The following is an 18,607-nucleotide window of genomic DNA, read 5'->3' as shown; positions in this document are numbered from 1 at the left end:
ACATGTGTCCAGCGATGCCCTGGTTACGATCACATCCCAAGCCGAGCACCAGACCGGTCAGGCGCCGCGCAACCGGCGCCAGGAGGAGACGTTCCGCAAGGTGCTCGCCGCCGGCATCGAGACCCTCCGGGAGAAGTCGTACGCCGACCTGACGGTGCGCGCGGTAGCGGCCCGTGCCAAGGTCGCCCCTGCCACCGCCTACACCTACTTCTCGTCGAAGAATCACCTGATCGCCGAGGTCTACCTCGACCTCGTCCGCCAGGTGCCCTACTTCACCGACGTCAACGACCCCATGCCCACCCGGGTGGACAAGGCGCTGCGGCATCTGGCCCTCGTCGTCGCCGACGAGCCCGAGGTCAGCGCGGCGTGCACCACGGCGTTGCTCGGCGGGGGTGCCGATCCCGCGGTCAGCGCCGCGCGCGACCGCATCGGCGCGGAAATTCACCGTCGCATTTCCACCGCCATCGGGCCCGGCGCCAACCCCACCACCGTGTCGGCGTTAGAGATGGCCTTCTTCGGTGCGCTCGTGCAGGCGGGTAGCGGTGAATTCACCTACCACGAGATCGCCGACCGGCTGACCTATGTGGTGCGCCTCATTCTGGCCGGCGCCAGCGAGACCAAACAGGAGACGACGAGCTCATGACGGTGCACGTTGGGGACCACGAATTGGTCCTCGATCCCTACGACTACGACTTCCATGAGGATCCGTACCCGTATTACAAGCGGCTGCGCGACGACGCCCCCTTGTACCGCAACGAGGAACTGAAGTTCTGGGCGTTGTCCCGGCATCAAGATGTGCTGCACGGGTTTCGGAACAGCACCACGCTTTCCAACCGCGACGGCGTGTCGCTGGACCCGGTCTCGCGCGGACCGCATGCGTCAAAGACGATGTCGTTCCTGGCGATGGACGATCCCGCCCATCTGCGTCTGCGCACGCTGGTGTCGAAAGGCTTTACGCCGCGCCGGATCCGGGAACTCGAGCCACGCGTCACCGCGCTCGCGGTGCAGCACCTCGACGCCATGCTGGAGAAGGCGGACTCGGGAACCGTGGATTATGTCGCGGAATTCGCCGGCAAGCTGCCGATGGATGTCATCTCAGAACTGATGGGCGTGCCGCTGGCCGACCGCGACCGCATCCGCGCGATGGCTGACGGCGTGATGCATCGCGAGGACGGCGTCAACGATGTGCCGGCGTCGGCGATCGAGGCGTCGATCAACCTCATCGTCTACTACCAGCAGATGATCGCCGAGCGGCGCAAGCGGCCGACCGAGGACCTGACGTCGGCGCTGCTGGCCGCCGAGATCGACGGCGACCGGCTCACTGACGAGGAAATCCTCGGGTTCATGTTCCTGATGGTGATCGCCGGCAACGAGACCACCACGAAACTCCTTGCCAACGCCGCATTTTGGGGTTACAAGAATCCCGATCAGCTGGCACCCGTTTACGGCGACCTGTCCCGGGTCCCGCTGTGGGTGGAGGAGACGCTGCGCTATGACACGTCCAGTCAGATTCTGGCGCGCACCGTGTCCGGCGAGCTCACCCTCTACGACACCACCATTCCCGAGGGCGACGTCCTGCTGTTGCTGCCGGGGTCGGCCCACCGCGACGAGCGGGTGTTCGACAATCCCGACGCCTACGTCATCGGGCGCGACATCGGTTCCAAGCTCGTGAGTTTCGGCAGCGGCGCGCACTTCTGCCTGGGCGCCCATCTGGCCAGGATGGAAGCCCGCGTGGCGCTGACCGAACTGTTCAAGCGAATCCGCGGATATCAGGTCGACGAGGCCAACGCCGTCCGCGTCCACTCCAGCAATGTCCGCGGATTCGCTCACCTACCCATGACCGTGGAGGTCCGCTGAATGCCCCGCTTTGATCCCTTGCCCGAGCGTCGACCGGCGATCGTGGCCGGCGCCTCATCCGGCATCGGAGAGGCCACCGCCATCGAACTCGCCGCGCATGGCTTTCCGGTCGCCCTCGGCGCCCGCCGGGTCGAGAAGCTGAACGACATCGTCGGCAAGATCAACGCCGAAGGGGGCGAGGCCGTCGGATTCCACCTGGACGTCACCGACCCGAATTCCGTGAAATCGTTTGTCGCACAGTCGGTCGACGCGCTCGGCGAGATCGAGGTGCTGGTGACCGGCGCGGGTGACACCTACTTCGGCAAGCTCGCCGAGATCACCACCGATGAGTTCGAATCGCAGCTGCAGATCCACCTCGTCGGCGCTAACCGGCTGGCCTCCGCGGTGCTGCCAGGCATGCTCGAGCGGCAGCGCGGCGACCTGATCTTCGTCGGATCCGATGTCGCGCTGCGCCAACGCCCGCACATGGGCGCGTACGGCGCGGCCAAGGCCGCGCTCGTCGCGATGGTCACCAACTTCCAGATGGAGCTGGAGGGCACCGGCGTGCGGGCCTCGATCGTGCACCCGGGTCCCACCAAGACAGGGATGGGCTGGAGCCTGCCGGCCGAGAAGATCGGCCCGGCGCTCGAGGACTGGGCCAAGTGGGGCCAGGCCCGCCACGACTACTTCCTGCGGGCGGCGGACCTGGCACGAGCCATCACCTTTGTCGCCGAGACACCCCGCGGCGGCTTCATCGCGAATATGGAGCTTCAACCCGAGGCCCCCTTGGCCGACAAAAAAGATCGTCAGAAGCTCGCGCTCGGCGAGGAGGGGATGCCGTCATGACAACCGCCATCGTGCCCCGGGTTTCCGGCGGCGAAGAAGAACACGGTCATCTCGAGGAGTTCCGAACCGACCCAATCGGCCTGATGCAGCGTACGCGTGACGAATGCGGCGACGTCGGCTGGTTCCAGTTGGCCGACAAACACGTCATCTTGCTCTCGGGCTCAAACGCCAACGAGTTCTTCTTCCGTTCTGCCGACGAGGATTTGGACCAGGCGGCGGCGTATCCGTTCATGGCACCGATCTTCGGCAAGGGCGTGGTCTTCGACGCGAGCCCGGAGCGGCGCAAGGAGATGCTGCACAACTCGGCGCTGCGCGGTGAACAGATGAAGGGCCACGCGGCCACCATCGAGGCTCAAGTCAAGGGGATGATTGCCGACTGGGGTGAGGAAGGCGAACTCGAACTGCTCGACTTCTTCTCCGAGTTGACCATCTACACCTCAACCGCCTGCCTGATCGGCGTGAAATTCCGCAATCAGCTCGACCACCGATTCGCCGAGTACTACCACGAGCTGGAACGCGGCACCGACCCGTTGTGTTACGTCGACCCGTACCTGCCGATCGAAAGCTTCCAGCGCCGCGACGAGGCCCGCGTCAAGCTCGTCGCGCTGGTGCAGGAGATCATGAACCAGCGCATCGCCAACCCGCCCGAGGACAAGGGCGACCGCGACATGCTCGACGTGCTGGTCTCGATCAAGGACGAAGACGGCAATCCGCGGTTCTCCGCCGACGAGGTGACTGGGATGTTCATCTCGCTGATGTTCGCCGGGCACCACACCAGTTCTGGCACCTCGGCATGGACGCTGATCGAGCTCATCCGCCATCCCGACGTCTACGCCGAGGTGCTCGACGAACTCGAGGAGCTCTACGCCGACGGGCAGGAGGTGAGTTTCCATGCGCTGCGCCAGATTCCGAAGCTGGACAATGTGGTCAAGGAAACGCTGCGCCTGCACCCGCCGTTGATCATCTTGATGCGGGTGGCCCGGGGCGAGTTCGATGTCGAGGGCTTCCCGATTCACGACGGTGACTACGTCGCCGCCTCCCCGGCCATCTCCAACCGGATCCCGGAAGATTTTCCCGACCCGGATGCGTTCAAGCCCGATCGCTACAACAAGCCCGAGCAGGCCGACATCGTCAATCGGTGGACCTGGATCCCGTTCGGGGCGGGGCGACACCGCTGCGTCGGCGCCGCCTTCGCCCAGATGCAGATCAAGGCGATCTTCTCGGTTTTGTTGCGCGAGTACGAGTTTGAGATGGCGCAGCCCGCGGACAGCTATCACAACGACCACTCCAAGATGGTCGTCCAGCTCGCGCGGCCGGCGAAGGTCCGATACCGCAAGCGCAGCGCGTAAGGAGTCAGTCCGATGGGCGGATTCAGGATCGAAGCGGATCTGGATTTGTGTCAGGGCCACGCCATGTGTGAATTGGAGGCGCCGGACTACTTCCGGGTGCCCAAGCGGGGCAAGGTCGAGATCCTCGACCCCGAACCGCCCGAAGACGCCCGCGAAGACGTCGAGCGCGCGGTCGATATGTGCCCAACGCAAGCACTATTCATCAAAGAGAAAGAAGACTGACAATGACGTCGGAGCCGTCACACTCACGCGCGGAACTCGAGGCATGGGTCGACCGCTGGCTGCAGGCCAACAAGGACTGCGAAAAAGCCGGCGACTGGAAGCCGCTGGCGGACTTCTACGCCAAGGATGCCACCTACGGGTGGAACATCGGCCCCAAGGAGGACGTGATGTGCGTCGGCGTCGACGAAATCCGCGATGTCGCACTCGGCCTGGAGATGGAGGGCCTGGAGAACTGGGTCTACGAGTACCAGAAGGTGCTCATCGACGAGAAGCAGGGCGAGATCGTCGGCTTCTGGAAGCAGATCGTCAACAAGGCCGACGGCACGCAGGACGAGATCTACGGCATCGGCGGCAGCTGGTTCCGCCTCAACGGCGAGGGGCTCATCGAGTGGCAGCGGGACTTCTTCGACTTCGGTCATGTCGCGAAGATGTTCGCGAAGCTCATCGAGTCCGGCGACCTGTCCGCGGGTATGCAGAAGCGGATCGAGCGCAGCATCGCCGGTGAGAAGCTGCCTGGCTACTACCCGCTCGGGCAGGCGCCCGTCCCGATCTGGTGAACCGGGTCCCGCCCACCCAACCAAGCATTTGATTTGTTGCACGCGCTATGCTGACGCGACAGGAGTGCCCTGTGGCACCCGTCACCACCGCTGCCAGGCAAGATTGGTCGGGCAGTCTCAATTCAAAGGCGAAATGGGGTCAGGTCCAACGTGAAGACAAAAGGCGCACTGATCTGGGAATTCAACCAGCCGTGGTCCATCGAAGAGATCGAGATCGGCGACCCGCAAGCGCACGAGGTCAAGATCCAGATGGAAGCGGCGGGCATGTGCCACTCCGACCATCACCTGGTCACGGGCGGCATCCCGATGGCGGGCTTCCCGGTGCTCGGCGGGCACGAAGGCGCGGGCATTGTCACCGAGGTTGGGCCGGGCGTGGAGGACATCGCCCCGGGAGACCACGTGGTGCTGTCGTTCATCCCGTCGTGCGGGCAGTGTGCGACCTGTCAGGCGGGCATGCGCAACCTTTGTGATCTGGGTGCCGGGCTGCTCGGCGGGGAGGCGGTGTCCGACGGCACCTTCCGCATCCAGTCCCGCGGCCAGAACGTCTACCCGATGACGCTACTGGGCACCTTCTCGCCTTACATGGTCGTGCACCGCAGCTCGGTGGTGAAGATCGATCCGTCGGTGCCCTTCGAAGTGGCCGCCCTGGTGGGTTGCGGCGTCACCACCGGCTACGGTTCGGCGGTCCGCACCGCCGATATCCGTCCGGGCCAGGACGTCGCGATCGTCGGCGTCGGTGGCGTCGGCATGGCCGCGCTGCAGGGTGCCGTCAACGCCGGCGCCCGTTACATCTTCGCGATCGACCCGGTGGAGTGGAAGCGCGATCAGGCACTGAAGTTCGGCGCCACCCACGTGTACCCCGACATCAACGCCGCGCTGATGGGCATGGCCGAGGTCACCTACGGCCTGATGGCGCACAAAGTGGTGGTCACGGTCGGTGAGCTGAAGGGCGCCGACGTCGACGCCTACCTGAACATCACCCAAAAGGGTGGCACCTGCGTGCTGACCGCGATCGGCAGCCTGCTGGACACCAACGTGACGCTGAACCTGGCGATGCTGACCCTGATGCAGAAGAACCTGCAGGGCACCATCTTCGGCGGCGGGAACCCGCAATACGACATTCCGCAGCTGCTGTCGATGTACAAGGCCGGCAAGCTCAACCTGGACGACATGATCACCCGCCAGTACCGGCTCGAGCAGATCAACGACGGCTACCAGGACATGCTGGACGGCAAGAACATTCGCGGCGTCATCCGCTACACGGACGCCGATCGGTAGCCGACCATCGGCTTGCCGGTGACCGCCGGCTTTCGGCATCTGTTGGCGCCCGGGCGAATCGGCGCCATGACGGTGCGCAACCGGTTGGTGATGTCTCCGATGGAGACGATGTACGGCACCCCCGACGGGCTGCCGTCGCAGCGCACCCGCGACTATTTCGCCGCCCGAGCTCGCGGTGGCGTCGGGCTGATCACGTTGGGCGCCACCGGAATCGACCATCGCCACCCCGAGACTCCGGGCGGCCTGCATCTGGCCACCGACGATGCGGTCGACGCCCATCGTGCGCTGGTCGAGGCCGTGCACGAACACGGCGCCAAGATCCAGCCCCAGATCGTGCACGCCGGCCCCGACGGCCTGGGGCCGGAGATCTTCGGCGTCCCGTCCGTGGGGCCCTCGGTGATCCCGTCCTATCTCACCGGCCGTCCGTCGACGGAGATCAGCAAGGCTCAGCTCTGCGCGGTGTTCGACCTGTTCAAGGCCGCGGTGCGCCGCGCCGCCGAGGCGGGATACGACGGGATCGAGCTGCACGCCGCGCATGGCTACATGCTGCTGGGCTCTTTCCTTGCCCCGCAACGCAATCGACGCACCGATGACTACCGGGGCGACTCGTCGCGCGGTCGGATCAAGGTGGTGCTGGACGCGCTGGCGGCGATTCGCTCCGAGGTCGGCGACGCCCTGCCCATCACGTTGCGGATTTCCGGTTACGAACGGGTGGCCGGAGGACGGCCGATCTACGAAACCGCGCGGGTGGCACCCGAACTGGTGGCCGCCGGCGTGGATGCGTTTCACGTCAGCGGCGGCGTGATAGACCGACTGGTCACCGGGATGGTCAACGGTGCCGACGACGGCGACGCGGTCAACGTCGGCGCCGCCGCCGCGGTCAAGCAGGCCGTCGACGTGCCGGTGATCGCCGTCGGCCGAATCCACGACCCGGCCCGGGCCGAGGAAATCCTTGCCGAGGGGCGTGCGGATTTCATCGCGATGGGCCGCCCGCTGCTCGCCGACCCCGAGCTGCCGCGCAAACTGCGATCCGGGAACGCACACCGGATTCGCAAGTGCATCTCCTGCGAAAACTGCATCGACTCAATGGAACAACGCTTCTCCGTCGACTGCGCGGTCAATCCCCGCACCGGCAAGGAGCGCGAATTGGCGGCGCCCCGCACCACGCGCGCCAAGCGCGTCGTAGTGATCGGCGGCGGACCCGCCGGGCTCGAAGCCGCCCGCGTGGCCGCCGAGCGGGGCCATCGCGTCCAGCTATTCGAACGCGGTGGCCAATTGGGCGGCGCCCTGCGGTGGGCGTCGGTGCTGCACCCGGAAAACCAGCCGTTCCTGCACTATCTGCGCGACGAGATCAAGTCGAGCACCGCGAAAGTCGCCCTGCGCCATGCGGTTTCGGCCGAGGAGGTCATCGCTCAGACGCCCGACGCGGTGATCGTGGCAACGGGCGGCCATGTCGCCCTGCCGACCCTACCGGGAGCCGACCTGCCGCACGTCCGCACCGGTCCCGGGTTACGTGCAGTCCTCGACGGCCAACTGTTCGCCGGCTGGCGACAGCGGCTGGTGCGCCCCACGGCGGTTCGCCTCGCCAGCCGGGCGTGGATGCCCGTTGGGCGGCGTGTGGCCATCGTCGGCGGTGACCTGGTCGCGCTGGAATTGGCGGAATTTCTCGCGAGCCGGGGCCGGCTGGTGTCGGTACTCGAGGCAGGCAAGGACATCGCCCCCGAAGTGGGCAACAAGCGCAAGACCGAGCACATGGATCGTCTGGACCGGCTCGGCGTCACCGTCCATGTCCGGGCGGAAGTCGAACGAATCACGACCACCGCCGTGGTGTTCACGCCCGCCGGTGGCACCCGGCGGCAATTGCCCGCCGACAGCGTCGTGCTGGCCGGGACGGTCGAGCCCGACACCGCGTTATTCGACCGCCTGGTCGCCGCCATGCCCGGAGCCGAGGTGCACGCGGCCGGCGACTGCAGCGGCCTTGGCCTCATCCGCAAAGCCACCGAGGAGGGCGCACGCGCCGCGTGCGCAATCTAGAGACAGGAGAACACGATGACCCAAACCGCCCAATCCCCGGCACTGACCGCGTCGCAATCGTCGTGGCGCTGTGTGCAGGCCCATGACCGCGAGGGCTGGCTCGCGCTGATGGCCGACGACGTCGTGATCGAGGACCCCATCGGCAAGTCGGTGACCAACCCCGAGGGCGACGGCGTGAAGGGCAAGGAAGGCGTCGCCGCCTTTTACGACAACAACATCGCGGCCAATCAGTTGACGATCACCTGCGAGGAGACGTTCCCGTCCAGCTCACCCGACGAGATAGCCCATATCCTGGTGCTGCACAGCAAGTTTGAGGGTGGTGTCACGAGCGAGGTGCGCGGGGTGTTCACCTACAAGGTCAACGACGCGGGGCTGATCACCAACATGCGAGGGTACTGGAACCTCGACGCGATGAAGTTCGGCAGGGAGGAGTAGCCGGCACTGCTCCACGCGCCGAAATTGCCGTCATGGTCGCGAATTGGACGGCGACCACAGCCATGGCGGCAATCTCGGCACCCGTATGCTGTCCTTGTTCTATTGCCAGTGGCGAAAGGCGCTGAGCAGTCGGTCGCGGAAGGCGGGGTCGAGTTCCTCGCCGGGAATCTTGCCGAGGGTCGCCACCGTCGTGCGGAATTGCTGGAGATAGTTTTCGCAGCCGTCACACGCTTGCAAGTGGCCGACGAAACGGGCGCGGGTCGGCTCGTCCAGCGCGTCGTCCAGATAGGCGGTGACAAGCTCGACCAGCTCGTTGCAGTCCATCGGCCGCGCGCTCATGACGGGTCCGCCAGGTAGTTCTCGAGTGTTTGCCGGACGGCGGCCCTGCCGCGGTGCAGCAGCACCCTCTGGTTGGCCACGCTGATGTTGAGCAATTCGCACACCTCGCTGGAGTCGAATCCGAGCATGTCGCGCAGCGACACGACCATGCGCTGACGTTCCGGTAGTTTGTCGAGTTCGCGTCGCGCGACCGCGACCAATTCATCGGCGAGGACCGACCCCTCCGGGGTGTCGGGGAACGCGGCCGGTTCCTGACGTTCTTTCCAATGACCCGGCCACGCCGGGTCGTCGGCACCACGGAATCGCCCGGGATCGACGGTGCCACCGGTATACGCGGCGATTTCCGCGTCGGCGTCGCGGCGCTCCCTCAAGCCCCGCTGCTTGGCGATATTGATTACCACGGCGAAAAGCCAAGTGCGTAACGAGGATCGGCCTTCAAATCTCGAAATTCCTTTCAGCAGCGCGATCCAGGCTTCCTGGACGACCTCCTCGGCGATCTGATGTGTCGGCGCATAACCGCGAGCCACCCGCAGCATCGCCGGGGTGTACTGATCGACAAGCTGGGCGAATGCGGCCTCGTCGCCTTCGCGCAGCGCCGCGATCAGCCCCGACTCGTCTTTCACAGTCATCGCGACCTAACGCTAACCACCATCGGCTTTAGATTTAGTTGGCCGGACGGGCCCGATCGTTACACCGCCATCCACAGTCTGTGTAACGCCGGACGATCCCACGCACACCACTCAGCATGCAATCATCCACGAGCCTGTCCACCGTGCCGGGCTGGAAGCTGAATTTCGCCGCCGGCTTCGTTCCCCTCGCGGCCGGACTGACCACGCTCCTGACCACATGGATCGGTGTGGCGGCACGCCCGAATTCTGCGTGGTGGACCGGGTTAGGCACCCTCGACTTCTCCTACTCGGATCTTTCGCGCGCCGGACTCGACGCCCCGGCGTGGATGCAGTTGAGCGGCTCGGTCGGCGGGGTCAACATCGTGGCCGGCGCGGTCGCCGTGATTCTCGTCGCGCGGTTCGGGCTGCGCGACGGACAGCGCTGGGCATGGTGGTTCCTTGCCTTTTGCTTCGTATGGGTCGGTCTCCACGATGCGATCATGGCCACCCGCTTCTTCAGCGCAACCGGGCAGCCGCTCATGGTGTTGCCCTACGGGTACTGCGCGCTGATGCTCGCGGGTCTGGTGAGGTCGCGGGGTGCCGTATTCGCCTCCACCGGCTGGAGTCCGATGTGACGGACGTGCTTGAACTGCAACGGCTTACGCTGCGCCCGGTATCGGCGGACGACGCCGACTTCTTGATCGCGCATTGGAGCGATCCAGTGATTCGCCGGTTCTTGTTCGACGCAACGCCCGCCGTCCCGGACGAGATAGTGGCAACCATCATGGAAAGCGTTCGCCGCTTCGCGTCCGGCGGATATGGGCTATGGCTCATTCGGCTCGACGGCGGCGGTCCACCCGTCGGCGCGGTTGGGTTACGGCCGTTGGAGGACGTGGGCGTCGAAGTCTTCTATAGCCTGACCCCCGACAGCTGGAGCAACGGCTATGCCACCGAGGCAGCGGGCGGCGTGATCGATTACGCGCTAGGCAAATTGGGTCTAGCGGAGATTTTCGCCGAGGTCGACGGCGGCAACGTCGCGTCGGCCGCAGTGATCGAACGTCTCGGCATGACCCCCATCGCCTGCGTACCCGGCCCCCTGGGACCAGTAACCCGCTATCGAATGACCCGCATTGAAGGATGTGCTCAATGAACCTGCGGTACAACGTTTCCACTCAAGACTTCGCAATAGCCGATGCCACGATGCGGCTGGGCAGCGGGCTCGCCCGCTACGGGTTGGTCATCGTGATCGCCTGGTTCGGCGTAATGAAATTCACGGCCTACGAGGCGCAGGGAATCCAACCGCTCATAGCGCATAGCCCCTTCATGAGTTGGCTCTATGCCGTGTTCTCGGTCCGCACGTTCTCAACCCTGCTTGGAATCTTCGAACTTACTGCAGCACTGTTGCTTTCGGTCAAACCCATGTCGCCCCGCGCGTCGATCGTAGGCAGCTTAATGTCGATTGGCCTTTTCGTCGCCACCATCAGCTTCTTGTTCACCACACCGGATATTTTCGACGCCGCCGCAGGAGGATTCCCCCTGCTGTCGGCGGACGGTGGATTCCTGATCAAAGACGTTGCGCTACTCGGCCTGGCGGTCTGGACGCTTGCCGACGCGCTGGCAGCCCGCGACAGGCCTAGCGGCGGGTAAAGATCAGGTGCGTGACGCCGCTGGGGCTGCTCACCGATTCCACGGAGTATCGCTCTTCGAGGCCTTCCAGGCCATTCCACAACGGCTCGCCTCGGCCCAGGATGATCGGCACCACCACGACGTGCAGGTGGTCGACGAGGTCGGCGGCGAGGAATTGTCGGATGCTTGACGGGCCTCCACCGAGGCGAATGTCCCTGTCCCCGGCGGTCTTTCGGGCGATTCGAAGTGCCTCGGCGGGACTGGCATCGATGAAGTGGAAGGTGGTGCCACCTTCCATCTCGATTGAGGGCCGGGGGTGGTGGGTGAGCACGAAGACCGGGGTATGGAATGGCGGGTTGGCACCCCACCAACCCTTCCAGTCATCGGCGGTCCACGGTCCGCGCTGCGGTCCGAACTTGTGGCGTCCCATGATTTCGGCGCCGATGCCCGTTGCCCATTGGCTGGCGAAAGCGTCGTCGATGCCCGTCGTCCCGCCCGACTCGCCGTGCATTGTGCGGAAGGTACGCGTGCCGAAAAACCACTCATGCAACCGCCCGCCGGCGTGTCCGAACGGCGCATCCATGCTTTGTCCGATGCCCGTACCGAAGCCGTCGAGGGAAACCGAAAAGTTGTGCACGCGCACCTGTGACATGGCGAAGTCTCCTTGTTGGTCTTTGCAGGACTGACCATCGAGACCGGCCAAACTCATCGGCACATATGCTTGGCCCATGGCGTCGATCTTCACCAAGATCATCAACCGTGAACTGCCCGGCCGATTTGTATATGAGGACGACGACGTCGTCGCGTTCTTGACCATCGAGCCGATGACACAGGGGCACACCCTGGTGGTGCCGCGCGAGGAGATCGATCAGTGGCAGGACGTCGACAACGCGGCGTTCTCACGCGTCATGGCGGTGAGTCAGCTGATCGGCAAGGCGGTGTGCAAGGCGTTCAGAACGGAGCGTGCCGGGGTGATCATCGCGGGGCTGGAAGTGCCGCATCTGCACGTCCATGTCTTCCCCACCCGCAGCCTGAGCGATTTCGGCTTTGCCAACGTCGACCGCAACCCGTCGCCGGAATCCCTCGACCAGGCCCAGGCCCGGATCAAGGCGGCGCTGGAGCAACTGGCTTAGAGCTCAAACGCGCGTGGGCACGTCGCTGCTGCGCGGCAGCCTGACGCGGAAGCAGCAACCCTCTCCCGGCACGGTGGTCACGGTGACGTCGCCGCCGTGCGCGTGCACCAGCGAGTCGACGATCGACAACCCCAGGCCGGTGCCGCCGCTGGCCCGGGCCCGCGACGAGTCGGTGCGATAGAACCGCTCGAACACCCGCGACGCGTCCTGCTGGCTCATCCCCGGGCCCGTGTCGGCCACCTCGAGCACCACGTCGTCGCCTTCCGTGCCGACGCGCACGACGACGTCGGCGCTGGCCGGGGTGTGCTGCAGCGCATTCGCAACCAAGTTGCTCAGCACCTGCCGGATCCGGGGCTCGTCGCCGACCACTTCGGGGACGCCGGGGCCGTCGAAGACTTCCATCGTGATGCTGCGCGTCGGGTCGATCGCCTGCGCGTCGTGCACGGCATCGCTGGCCAGCGCCAGCAAGTCGACCTGGTGGTGCTCCAGCGGCCGTTGCACGTCCAACCGCGCCAGCAGGAGCAGGTCGTCCACGAGCAAGCCCATCCGGCTGGCTTCGCTTTCGATCCGCGACAGCAGCATGGCAACGTCACGCGCGGCGCCCTGCCGATACAGTTCCGCGAAGCCACGAATCGTAGTCAACGGCGTGCGCAGTTCGTGGCTGGCGTCGGTGATGAACCGTCGCATCCGCTCCTCGGAACCGCGCGCCTTCTCGGCCGACGACTCCGAAGAGGCCAGCGCCTGCTGGATTTGGGTGAGCATCCCGTTGAGCGCCAACGAAAGTCGGCCCACCTCGGTTCGTGGATCGCGTTCTGGAACCAGGAGGTCTCGCTGCCCCGCGGCGATCGCGGCGGCGGTGTGCTCGACTTCGTACAGCGGCCGCAGGCTGCGGTGCACCACGACGAAGCTCGCGACCCCGACCACCACCAGCACCGCCGCCCCGATGCCGATCTGCAACAAGACCAGCGAGCGCAGGGTGTGCTGGACGTCGGACAGATCGATCGCGACGGTGATCAAACCGTGTGGACCGCGCACCGACACCGCGCGCCACTGAATATCGGAGCCATTGACCGAGGGCAGCGTCGTGGGATTGGGTCCCACGTTGTTGTCGGGCGGCAGCGCCGGTTCGGCGTTGCGGTCGTTGATCGCTGTGAACGGGGTGCCGTCGATGCCGACGCCGCGCACGTAGAACTTCGACGGCGGCCGGCCCGGGTCCGGACCCTCGTACGGCGGCGCGGATTGCCGCCGCGGCGCCTGGGCCCAGCCGCGGGACGCGTCGAGCAGCGTCTGGTCGATCCGGCTGATCAGGCTATGACGAAGGATCGACGTCACCGCGATCCCGGACGCCACCAGACCGCAGGCCACCAACAGCAGGGTGGCCGCGACGAGGCCCACCCGCAGGGGTATACCGCGTCGAGCCGTTCGGTGCCTTTCCGCGCGCATGCTCAGCGCGGCTCCCGAAGCACATAGCCCACGCCGCGCAACGTGTGGAGCAGCCGCTTCTCGCCGGTGTCGATCTTGCGACGCAGATACGACACGTAGGACTCGACGACGTTGACGTCGCCGCCGAAGTCGTAGCGCCAGACGTGGTCGAGGATCTTCGGTTTGCTCAGCACCGTGCCCGCGTTGATCACGAAGTAGCGAAGCAGCGTGAATTCGGTCGGCGACAGCGACACCGGCTCGCCGGCCTTCCACACCTCGTGCGTCTCTTCGTCGAGTTCGATGTCGGCGAATGTCAAACGGGCGCTGCGGGGTTCGGCGCCGCCCTTGCCGGCGCGGCGCAGGATGACCCGCAGCCGGGCGACGACCTCCTCCAGGCTGAACGGCTTTGTCACGTAGTCGTCGCCGCCGAGGGTCAGGCCCGCGATCTTGTCCTGCAGGGAATCGCGCGCCGTCAGGAACAGCGCCGGGGCGTCGATGCCGTCGGCACGCAGGCGGCGCAGCACCCCGAAGCCGTCCATACCGGGCATCATCACGTCGAGGATCACCGCATCCGGGCGGGCGTCCCGGGCGCGATCCAGGGCCTGGGCTCCATTGGTCGCCGTGTAGACCTCGAACCCTTGGAACTTGAGGCTCACCGAGAGAAGTTCGACGATGTTGTCCTCGTCGTCGACCACGAGGACGCGGGCCTCCGGTTTGGTTTCGGTGCGGGCGGCCCCCGTCATGAGGTCACATCCATGCGGGTTACTTCCGTCCCTTGCTTGAACGTTGCCTTGGTAGTCATTGTGTAGTTCCTGAAAGCTCGTTGCTAATGGTCTGCCAGTAGTCTGCCAGGAATCATCGCATCGGCTTGGACTCGTCTCGGGTTATGGGGGTATGTCGTGAATAGACTCGGAGAATGAATCTCGCCAGAAGCATTGTTTCCCTTGCGACCGCTCCTGCGCGAGTCGGGCTTGCCACCGCCGAAGCGAGCTTGAACGTCGCGTCGGCGGCGGTTGGTGTCGCGAAGCGGGCGGTGTCGGACGCCGGTGGCGACGCCGGTACCAACGCGGTGACTTCCATGCTGGGGATCGACGATGCGATCATCAGGGCCAATCGGCTCGCCAAGCTGCTCGATGACGACGCGCCGCTGGGACGCGCCGTGGCACCCGACGGGCCGATGGACCGGTTGCTGCGCCCTGGCGGGGTGGTCGACCTGCTGACCTCCGAGGGCGGTTTGCTCGACCGCCTCACCGCGGAGGGCGGCGGCCTGCATCGCGCGCTGCAGCCGGGTGGGCTGGCCGACCAGCTGCTCGCCGAGGAGGGGCTAATCGATCGGGTGCTGTCGGAGGACGGGCTGGCCGAACGGCTGCTCGCCGAGGGCGGGCTGATCGACAAGCTGACCGCCAAGAACGGCCCGCTGGACCAGCTCGCCGACGTCGCCGACACCCTCGCTCGGCTGACGCCGGGGATGGAAGCGCTGGAGCCGGCCATCGCCACACTGCAGGACGCGGTGCTCGGGCTGACCATGGTGGTCAACCCGCTGAGCAACATCGCCGACCGCATTCCGCTGCCCGGCCGCCGGCCGCGCTCATCGTCGCGGTCGGTGCGCACGCAACGTGTCATCGACGGCGAGCAGTAACCGGTTAGGCCTCCAAGAGCAAGCGTCGGCGGTGTGACTGCTGGCATGCATTGGTGCAGAACACCTTAAGCCGACGCCCTTCGAAATCGACTCCGCACCCGAGACAGGTCCTCGACATGCGACGACGCTATCCCTGAGTTCCGACAGGAATGGAGCCGCGTGAGAGACTCGAACTCTCGACATCCGCTTTACAAGAGCGACGCTCTACCAACTGAGCTAACGCGGCCGGGGCCGGCTCGATGAGCCAGGACGATTCTACGACGGGGTGTTGCCGTCGGAACTGCGTGCCGACTCGAGCCGGCGGAGGCGCGAGCCAGCGCGGTCGTGTCGCCATGTCGGACGGAAGTTCGCGGAAGGCTCCACAACGTCGTGTTCTGCCGTAAAGCGGTTTCCTACGGTGGGCCGGGGATTGCCGGCAGGCCATCGCCGATGCCGTGCAGATCACGTTGGATGCCTTGCAAATCGCCTTGGATGGCTTGCATGCCAGACAGAGCATTCTGGAGGTTCTGCTGCGCGTCACCGGTGCTTGCAATTTGGTACTGAGGGCAGTACGAAACGATCGCGCCAGTGGCGAACACCGCGCTTTGATTGGCATCCCATATCGACGATCGCTGCACGAAGCTGACGGCCTGTCCGAAGTCGGGTTGGTGCGCCAGGAAGTCGCAAACCGCGTGCCCTTGCGTCATCGCGTATTCCTGGCTGGGAACAGGCACACCTTCTTGTTTCAACGCGGCGATGAACGCCATGTCGACGACGTCAATCCGCGGAGCGGGTGCTTTCGGCGCAACCGGCTTGGGCGGCGCGGCCGACGGCGGGGTTTCCGGCGCCTGCGCCGATGAATCCTCGTGGTGGGACGCGAATATCACCACCACCGCGGCGGCGACGGCTATCAGAGATAGGGGCAACGCCGCGAAGAGGCCCAAGCGTCGGCGCAGCACGTCGTTCCGCCGGTGAGGCGTCGTGCCGTTGTTGTAGCCCCGCGGCCTGGTGTCCGCCACAATATCGGGTTCCACCGGCGTGGCGAGAGATGCCCCTGCGTCGTGGGCCAGGAGCTCGTCGAGAAGTTGGTCGGCCTCTCGGGACGACGGCTGATGACCCTGCTCGCGGATCGATCGGCGGGCAGCAGCGAGGAGCCGCAATTCTGAGTCGATCGTCTCGCGATCGCGCATATCAGTCAGTTTGATGGTCCCGCGACGTTGTGACAAGTCCCGGGACATCGAGCAAGTTAGGCTGGCCCCGTGAGCAGCCAGCGAGTGCCCGGTGGGGTGGTGCACAAACTGCCCGCCGACCTGCGCCAGGCGCTGATCGCGAACTCCACCGCACTTACCGCGTGGAACGACATCACGCCCTTGGCGCGCAACGAATTCATCTGCTGGGTCGAGGATGCGAAGCAACAGAAGACCCGAGAGCGCCGCATCCGCCGAACCCAGGAAGAGTTGGAAGAAGGCATGCGGAGGCCCTGCTGCTGGCCGGGCTGCACGCATCGCGAGCGCACCGGCAAGTAGCCGCCCTCGACCAACCGCGCTATTTCTTGTCGCGCTTGCGAGACAGGAATTGCCGCATGTGGTGTTGCGGCTCGCCGGTCAGGAATGCCAGGCCGAACTGATCGATGCTGTCCTCGACCGCCCCGTAGACCGTCATGTCGAACCACTTATTCAGCAGGTGCTTTTGTTGTCGCACCGCCTGCGGCCCGAATCCAGTTAGCTTCCTTGCGAGTTCGGCAATGCGCACGTCGAGTTCGCCGGGAGTAGTGACCTCGTGTACCAAACCCCAGCTGGCGGCCGTGTCGGCATCGATCGTCTCGCCGGTCAGCAGTAGCCACGCCGCGTGCGAGGCGCCGATCAGCTTCGGCATTAGCGCCGAGTGGATGACCGACGGGATTCCGACCGCCACTTCCGGCATTCCAAACTTGGCCCCCGCCTCTGCAATTCGCAGATCGCACGACATTGCGATCTCCAAACCGCCGCCGAGGCACCAGCCCGCAAGCCGGGCGATAACAGGGACTGGGCATTCGCGGATCGCTTCGCACAGGTCCGCGAGCCGGCGGATGAACGCCTCGCCGCTGGACCGGTCCAGGGTGACCATCTCGTTGATGTCGGCACCGCCGATGAACGCCTTCTCACCCGTTCCACGCAACACCACGACCCGCACGTCACCGTCCTGGCCGACGGCACGGAATGCGTCGGTCAGCTCCGAGATAGCGCCGCTGCCAATGATGTTCAGCGGCTTCGAGTTGATCAACTCGATGGTGACCACGCCGCCGTCACGAGCGAGCTGGACGAAGCGCCCGTTCATGGGCGCCGCAGTCCGTTGCGCTGCTCGGCGTCAGTACAGCGGGACCCAAACACCGAAGAACCAGTATCCCCAACCTCCGTACTGCCAGTTGAAGACCGGGATGACGGTAAAGGTGTTGTACTCGAACGGTCCGAAATCGCTCTGCGCGTACACCACGTCGCGGTCGCGCGGTCCGTACCACGGCCGGTTCCAGCCTCCGGGGGGCGGCGGGCCGTCCCAGCCGCCGGGAGGCGGCGGGCCGTACCAGTTGGGCGGCGGGTGATGGGGAGGCGGGCCGTCGTTCCAGCCGTACCCTCGTTCCCGCGGCGGCAGCGGCGCGCCGCGGCCCGGGATGCTGAAGCCAACGCTCGCGTCGACGGGGCCGCCGATTTCCGCGCTGCCCCGTGCGATTTCTCCGCGCGGCGGAATGTACGCCGGGTGCGGAGGCTGGGTGCTCGGCGGATTCAAGGCCTGACGCTCAGTTGGGCCGGACGACGTGCTGGTATTTGCACCCGGCGTCGTCGTCTGCGCGCTCGGCGTCGTCTGCTCGCTTGTCGACGTGGTCTGCGCGCTGGTCGACGTGGTTTGCGCGCTGGTCGACGTGGTCTGCGTGCTCGTCGACGTGGTCTGCGTGCTTTGGGTGGTCTGCTGCTCGGTGCTCTGAGTGGCCGGCGTCTCCGTGGTTTGAGACGCGGGCGGAGCAGTGGTTTGAGCCGGCGCCGTGCTGTGCGTGGGCGCCGGCGCGGTGGTTGCCGGAGCCTGCGGGTTCTGCCCGGCCCCGCCGGAAACCCCACCACCGCCGGAAATCCCGCCGCCGCCGGAGACCCCGCCACCGCCGCCACCGCCACCGTGGCAGTTCGGGCACGGCGGCGGCGGGTCCATCGGCGCGGAGTTCGCGAACCCCGGATTCAACGTCAGCGCGGAGATGCCCAAGCCCGCCGCGACCGCCGCCGCGCTGACGACACGTTTCCTAGACATAGCTGCGTCCCCTCTGGGGCTTCGGGCCCCG

At 65.8% G+C, this 18,607-nt stretch carries 23 protein-coding genes and 1 tRNA gene; 15 read left to right on the top strand and 9 right to left on the bottom strand.

Annotated features, from left to right (window positions below):
• Positions 1–19 precede the first annotated feature (19 nt).
• The 9 genes from A5744_RS20980 to A5744_RS20940 all read left to right on the top strand — a co-directional run bounded on the left by A5744_RS20980 (position 20) and on the right by A5744_RS20940 (position 8,557).
• Positions 20–643, top strand: a complete 624-nt coding sequence (locus A5744_RS20980; RefSeq protein ID WP_240563135.1) for a TetR/AcrR family transcriptional regulator — start codon at positions 20–22, stop codon at positions 641–643.
• Positions 640–1,857 carry a cytochrome P450 gene (locus A5744_RS20975; protein WP_076064279.1) on the top strand — a complete coding sequence of 406 codons (1,218 nt, stop codon included), beginning with the start codon at positions 640–642 and terminating at the stop codon, positions 1,855–1,857. Before A5744_RS20980 ends, A5744_RS20975 begins: the two co-directional genes overlap by 4 nt.
• A complete protein-coding gene (locus A5744_RS20970; RefSeq protein WP_076064278.1) occupies positions 1,858–2,682 on the top strand; it encodes an SDR family oxidoreductase in 825 nt (274 codons plus the stop codon).
• Positions 2,679–4,031 carry a cytochrome P450 gene (locus A5744_RS20965; RefSeq protein WP_076064277.1) on the top strand — a complete coding sequence of 451 codons (1,353 nt, stop codon included), beginning with the start codon at positions 2,679–2,681 and terminating at the stop codon, positions 4,029–4,031. The genes A5744_RS20970 and A5744_RS20965 overlap by 4 nt, the downstream gene beginning before the upstream one ends.
• Before the next feature lie 12 nt (positions 4,032–4,043).
• Positions 4,044–4,253, top strand: a complete 210-nt coding sequence (locus A5744_RS20960; RefSeq protein ID WP_076064276.1) for a ferredoxin — start codon at positions 4,044–4,046, stop codon at positions 4,251–4,253.
• A gap of 2 nt (positions 4,254–4,255) precedes the next feature.
• The gene (locus A5744_RS20955) at positions 4,256–4,810 is read left to right on the top strand and encodes a hypothetical protein (RefSeq protein WP_076064275.1); all 555 of its coding nucleotides are present in this window, start codon (positions 4,256–4,258) and stop codon (positions 4,808–4,810) included.
• 150 nt (positions 4,811–4,960) lie between these two features.
• The gene (locus tag A5744_RS20950; RefSeq protein WP_076064274.1) at positions 4,961–6,088 is read left to right on the top strand and encodes an NDMA-dependent alcohol dehydrogenase; all 1,128 of its coding nucleotides are present in this window, start codon (positions 4,961–4,963) and stop codon (positions 6,086–6,088) included.
• Positions 6,089–6,106: 18 nt separating this feature from the next.
• Positions 6,107–8,122, top strand: coding sequence for an FAD-dependent oxidoreductase (locus A5744_RS20945; protein ID WP_240563128.1), 2,016 nt, complete (start codon positions 6,107–6,109; stop codon positions 8,120–8,122).
• A 15-nt stretch (positions 8,123–8,137) separates the two neighbouring features.
• A complete protein-coding gene (locus A5744_RS20940) occupies positions 8,138–8,557 on the top strand; it encodes a ketosteroid isomerase family protein (protein ID WP_076064273.1) in 420 nt (139 codons plus the stop codon).
• 99 nt (positions 8,558–8,656) lie between these two features.
• On the opposite strand, the gene A5744_RS20935 is transcribed toward A5744_RS20940, so the two are convergent.
• Together A5744_RS20935 and A5744_RS20930 are read right to left on the bottom strand one after the other, a co-directional pair.
• Positions 8,657–8,896: a zf-HC2 domain-containing protein gene (locus tag A5744_RS20935; RefSeq protein WP_240563126.1), complete on the bottom strand. Its 240-nt coding sequence runs from the start codon at positions 8,894–8,896 to the stop codon at positions 8,657–8,659.
• Positions 8,893–9,525: a sigma-70 family RNA polymerase sigma factor gene (locus tag A5744_RS20930; protein WP_076064272.1), complete on the bottom strand. Its 633-nt coding sequence runs from the start codon at positions 9,523–9,525 to the stop codon at positions 8,893–8,895. The genes A5744_RS20935 and A5744_RS20930 overlap by 4 nt, the downstream gene beginning before the upstream one ends.
• Before the next feature lie 116 nt (positions 9,526–9,641).
• Here A5744_RS20930 and A5744_RS24715 point away from each other — a divergent pair, with 116 nt between their 5' ends.
• From A5744_RS24715 to A5744_RS20915, 3 genes are read left to right on the top strand one after another with little or no spacing between them, the layout of a single operon-like run.
• A complete protein-coding gene (locus tag A5744_RS24715; protein WP_076064271.1) occupies positions 9,642–10,139 on the top strand; it encodes a hypothetical protein in 498 nt (165 codons plus the stop codon).
• Positions 10,136–10,654, top strand: a complete 519-nt coding sequence (locus tag A5744_RS24710; protein ID WP_076064270.1) for a GNAT family N-acetyltransferase — start codon at positions 10,136–10,138, stop codon at positions 10,652–10,654. The genes A5744_RS24715 and A5744_RS24710 overlap by 4 nt, the downstream gene beginning before the upstream one ends.
• Positions 10,655–10,704: 50 nt before the next feature.
• Positions 10,705–11,151 carry a DUF417 family protein gene (locus tag A5744_RS20915; protein ID WP_076064357.1) on the top strand — a complete coding sequence of 149 codons (447 nt, stop codon included), beginning with the start codon at positions 10,705–10,707 and terminating at the stop codon, positions 11,149–11,151.
• On the opposite strand, the gene A5744_RS20910 is transcribed toward A5744_RS20915, so the two are convergent.
• Positions 11,138–11,782, bottom strand: a complete 645-nt coding sequence (locus A5744_RS20910) for a dihydrofolate reductase family protein (protein ID WP_076064356.1) — start codon at positions 11,780–11,782, stop codon at positions 11,138–11,140. The two genes, A5744_RS20915 and A5744_RS20910, sit on opposite strands and share 14 nt — an antisense overlap.
• Before the next feature lie 76 nt (positions 11,783–11,858).
• Between A5744_RS20910 and A5744_RS20905 the strand changes: the two genes are divergently transcribed.
• On the top strand, positions 11,859–12,263 hold the full coding sequence (locus A5744_RS20905) for an HIT family protein (RefSeq protein WP_076064269.1): 405 nt from the start codon (positions 11,859–11,861) through the stop codon (positions 12,261–12,263).
• 3 nt (positions 12,264–12,266) lie between these two features.
• Here the strand turns inward: A5744_RS20905 and A5744_RS20900 are convergent, their stop codons facing one another.
• Together A5744_RS20900 and phoP are read right to left on the bottom strand one after the other, a co-directional pair.
• A complete protein-coding gene (locus tag A5744_RS20900; RefSeq protein ID WP_076064268.1) occupies positions 12,267–13,706 on the bottom strand; it encodes a HAMP domain-containing sensor histidine kinase in 1,440 nt (479 codons plus the stop codon).
• A 2-nt stretch (positions 13,707–13,708) separates the two neighbouring features.
• The gene (gene phoP / locus A5744_RS20895) at positions 13,709–14,428 is read right to left on the bottom strand and encodes a two-component system response regulator PhoP (protein ID WP_076064267.1); all 720 of its coding nucleotides are present in this window, start codon (positions 14,426–14,428) and stop codon (positions 13,709–13,711) included.
• A gap of 173 nt (positions 14,429–14,601) precedes the next feature.
• Here phoP and A5744_RS20890 point away from each other — a divergent pair, with 173 nt between their 5' ends.
• Positions 14,602–15,324 carry a hypothetical protein gene (locus A5744_RS20890; protein WP_076064266.1) on the top strand — a complete coding sequence of 241 codons (723 nt, stop codon included), beginning with the start codon at positions 14,602–14,604 and terminating at the stop codon, positions 15,322–15,324.
• Between the two features lie 150 nt (positions 15,325–15,474).
• On the opposite strand, the gene A5744_RS20880 is transcribed toward A5744_RS20890, so the two are convergent.
• Together A5744_RS20880 and A5744_RS20875 are read right to left on the bottom strand one after the other, a co-directional pair.
• Positions 15,475–15,550, bottom strand: a tRNA-Thr gene (locus A5744_RS20880).
• 166 nt (positions 15,551–15,716) lie between these two features.
• Positions 15,717–16,493, bottom strand: coding sequence for a DUF732 domain-containing protein (locus A5744_RS20875; protein WP_076064265.1), 777 nt, complete (start codon positions 16,491–16,493; stop codon positions 15,717–15,719).
• A gap of 69 nt (positions 16,494–16,562) precedes the next feature.
• Here A5744_RS20875 and A5744_RS20870 point away from each other — a divergent pair, with 69 nt between their 5' ends.
• Positions 16,563–16,829: a YdeI/OmpD-associated family protein gene (locus tag A5744_RS20870; RefSeq protein WP_076064264.1), complete on the top strand. Its 267-nt coding sequence runs from the start codon at positions 16,563–16,565 to the stop codon at positions 16,827–16,829.
• 19 nt (positions 16,830–16,848) lie between these two features.
• Here A5744_RS20870 and A5744_RS20865 read toward each other — a convergent pair whose 3' ends face one another.
• Positions 16,849–17,619: an enoyl-CoA hydratase gene (locus A5744_RS20865; protein ID WP_076064263.1), complete on the bottom strand. Its 771-nt coding sequence runs from the start codon at positions 17,617–17,619 to the stop codon at positions 16,849–16,851.
• A gap of 30 nt (positions 17,620–17,649) precedes the next feature.
• Positions 17,650–18,576 carry an MAP_0585 family protein gene (locus tag A5744_RS24705; protein ID WP_076064262.1) on the bottom strand — a complete coding sequence of 309 codons (927 nt, stop codon included), beginning with the start codon at positions 18,574–18,576 and terminating at the stop codon, positions 17,650–17,652.
• Positions 18,577–18,607: the final 31 nt, after the last annotated feature.

The organism is Mycobacterium sp. IS-1264 (genome assembly GCF_001954195.1).
Taxonomy (GTDB): domain Bacteria; phylum Actinomycetota; class Actinomycetes; order Mycobacteriales; family Mycobacteriaceae; genus Mycobacterium.
Note: the sequence above shows the minus strand (reverse complement) of the source record. Positions and strands in the feature narration are given on the sequence as shown.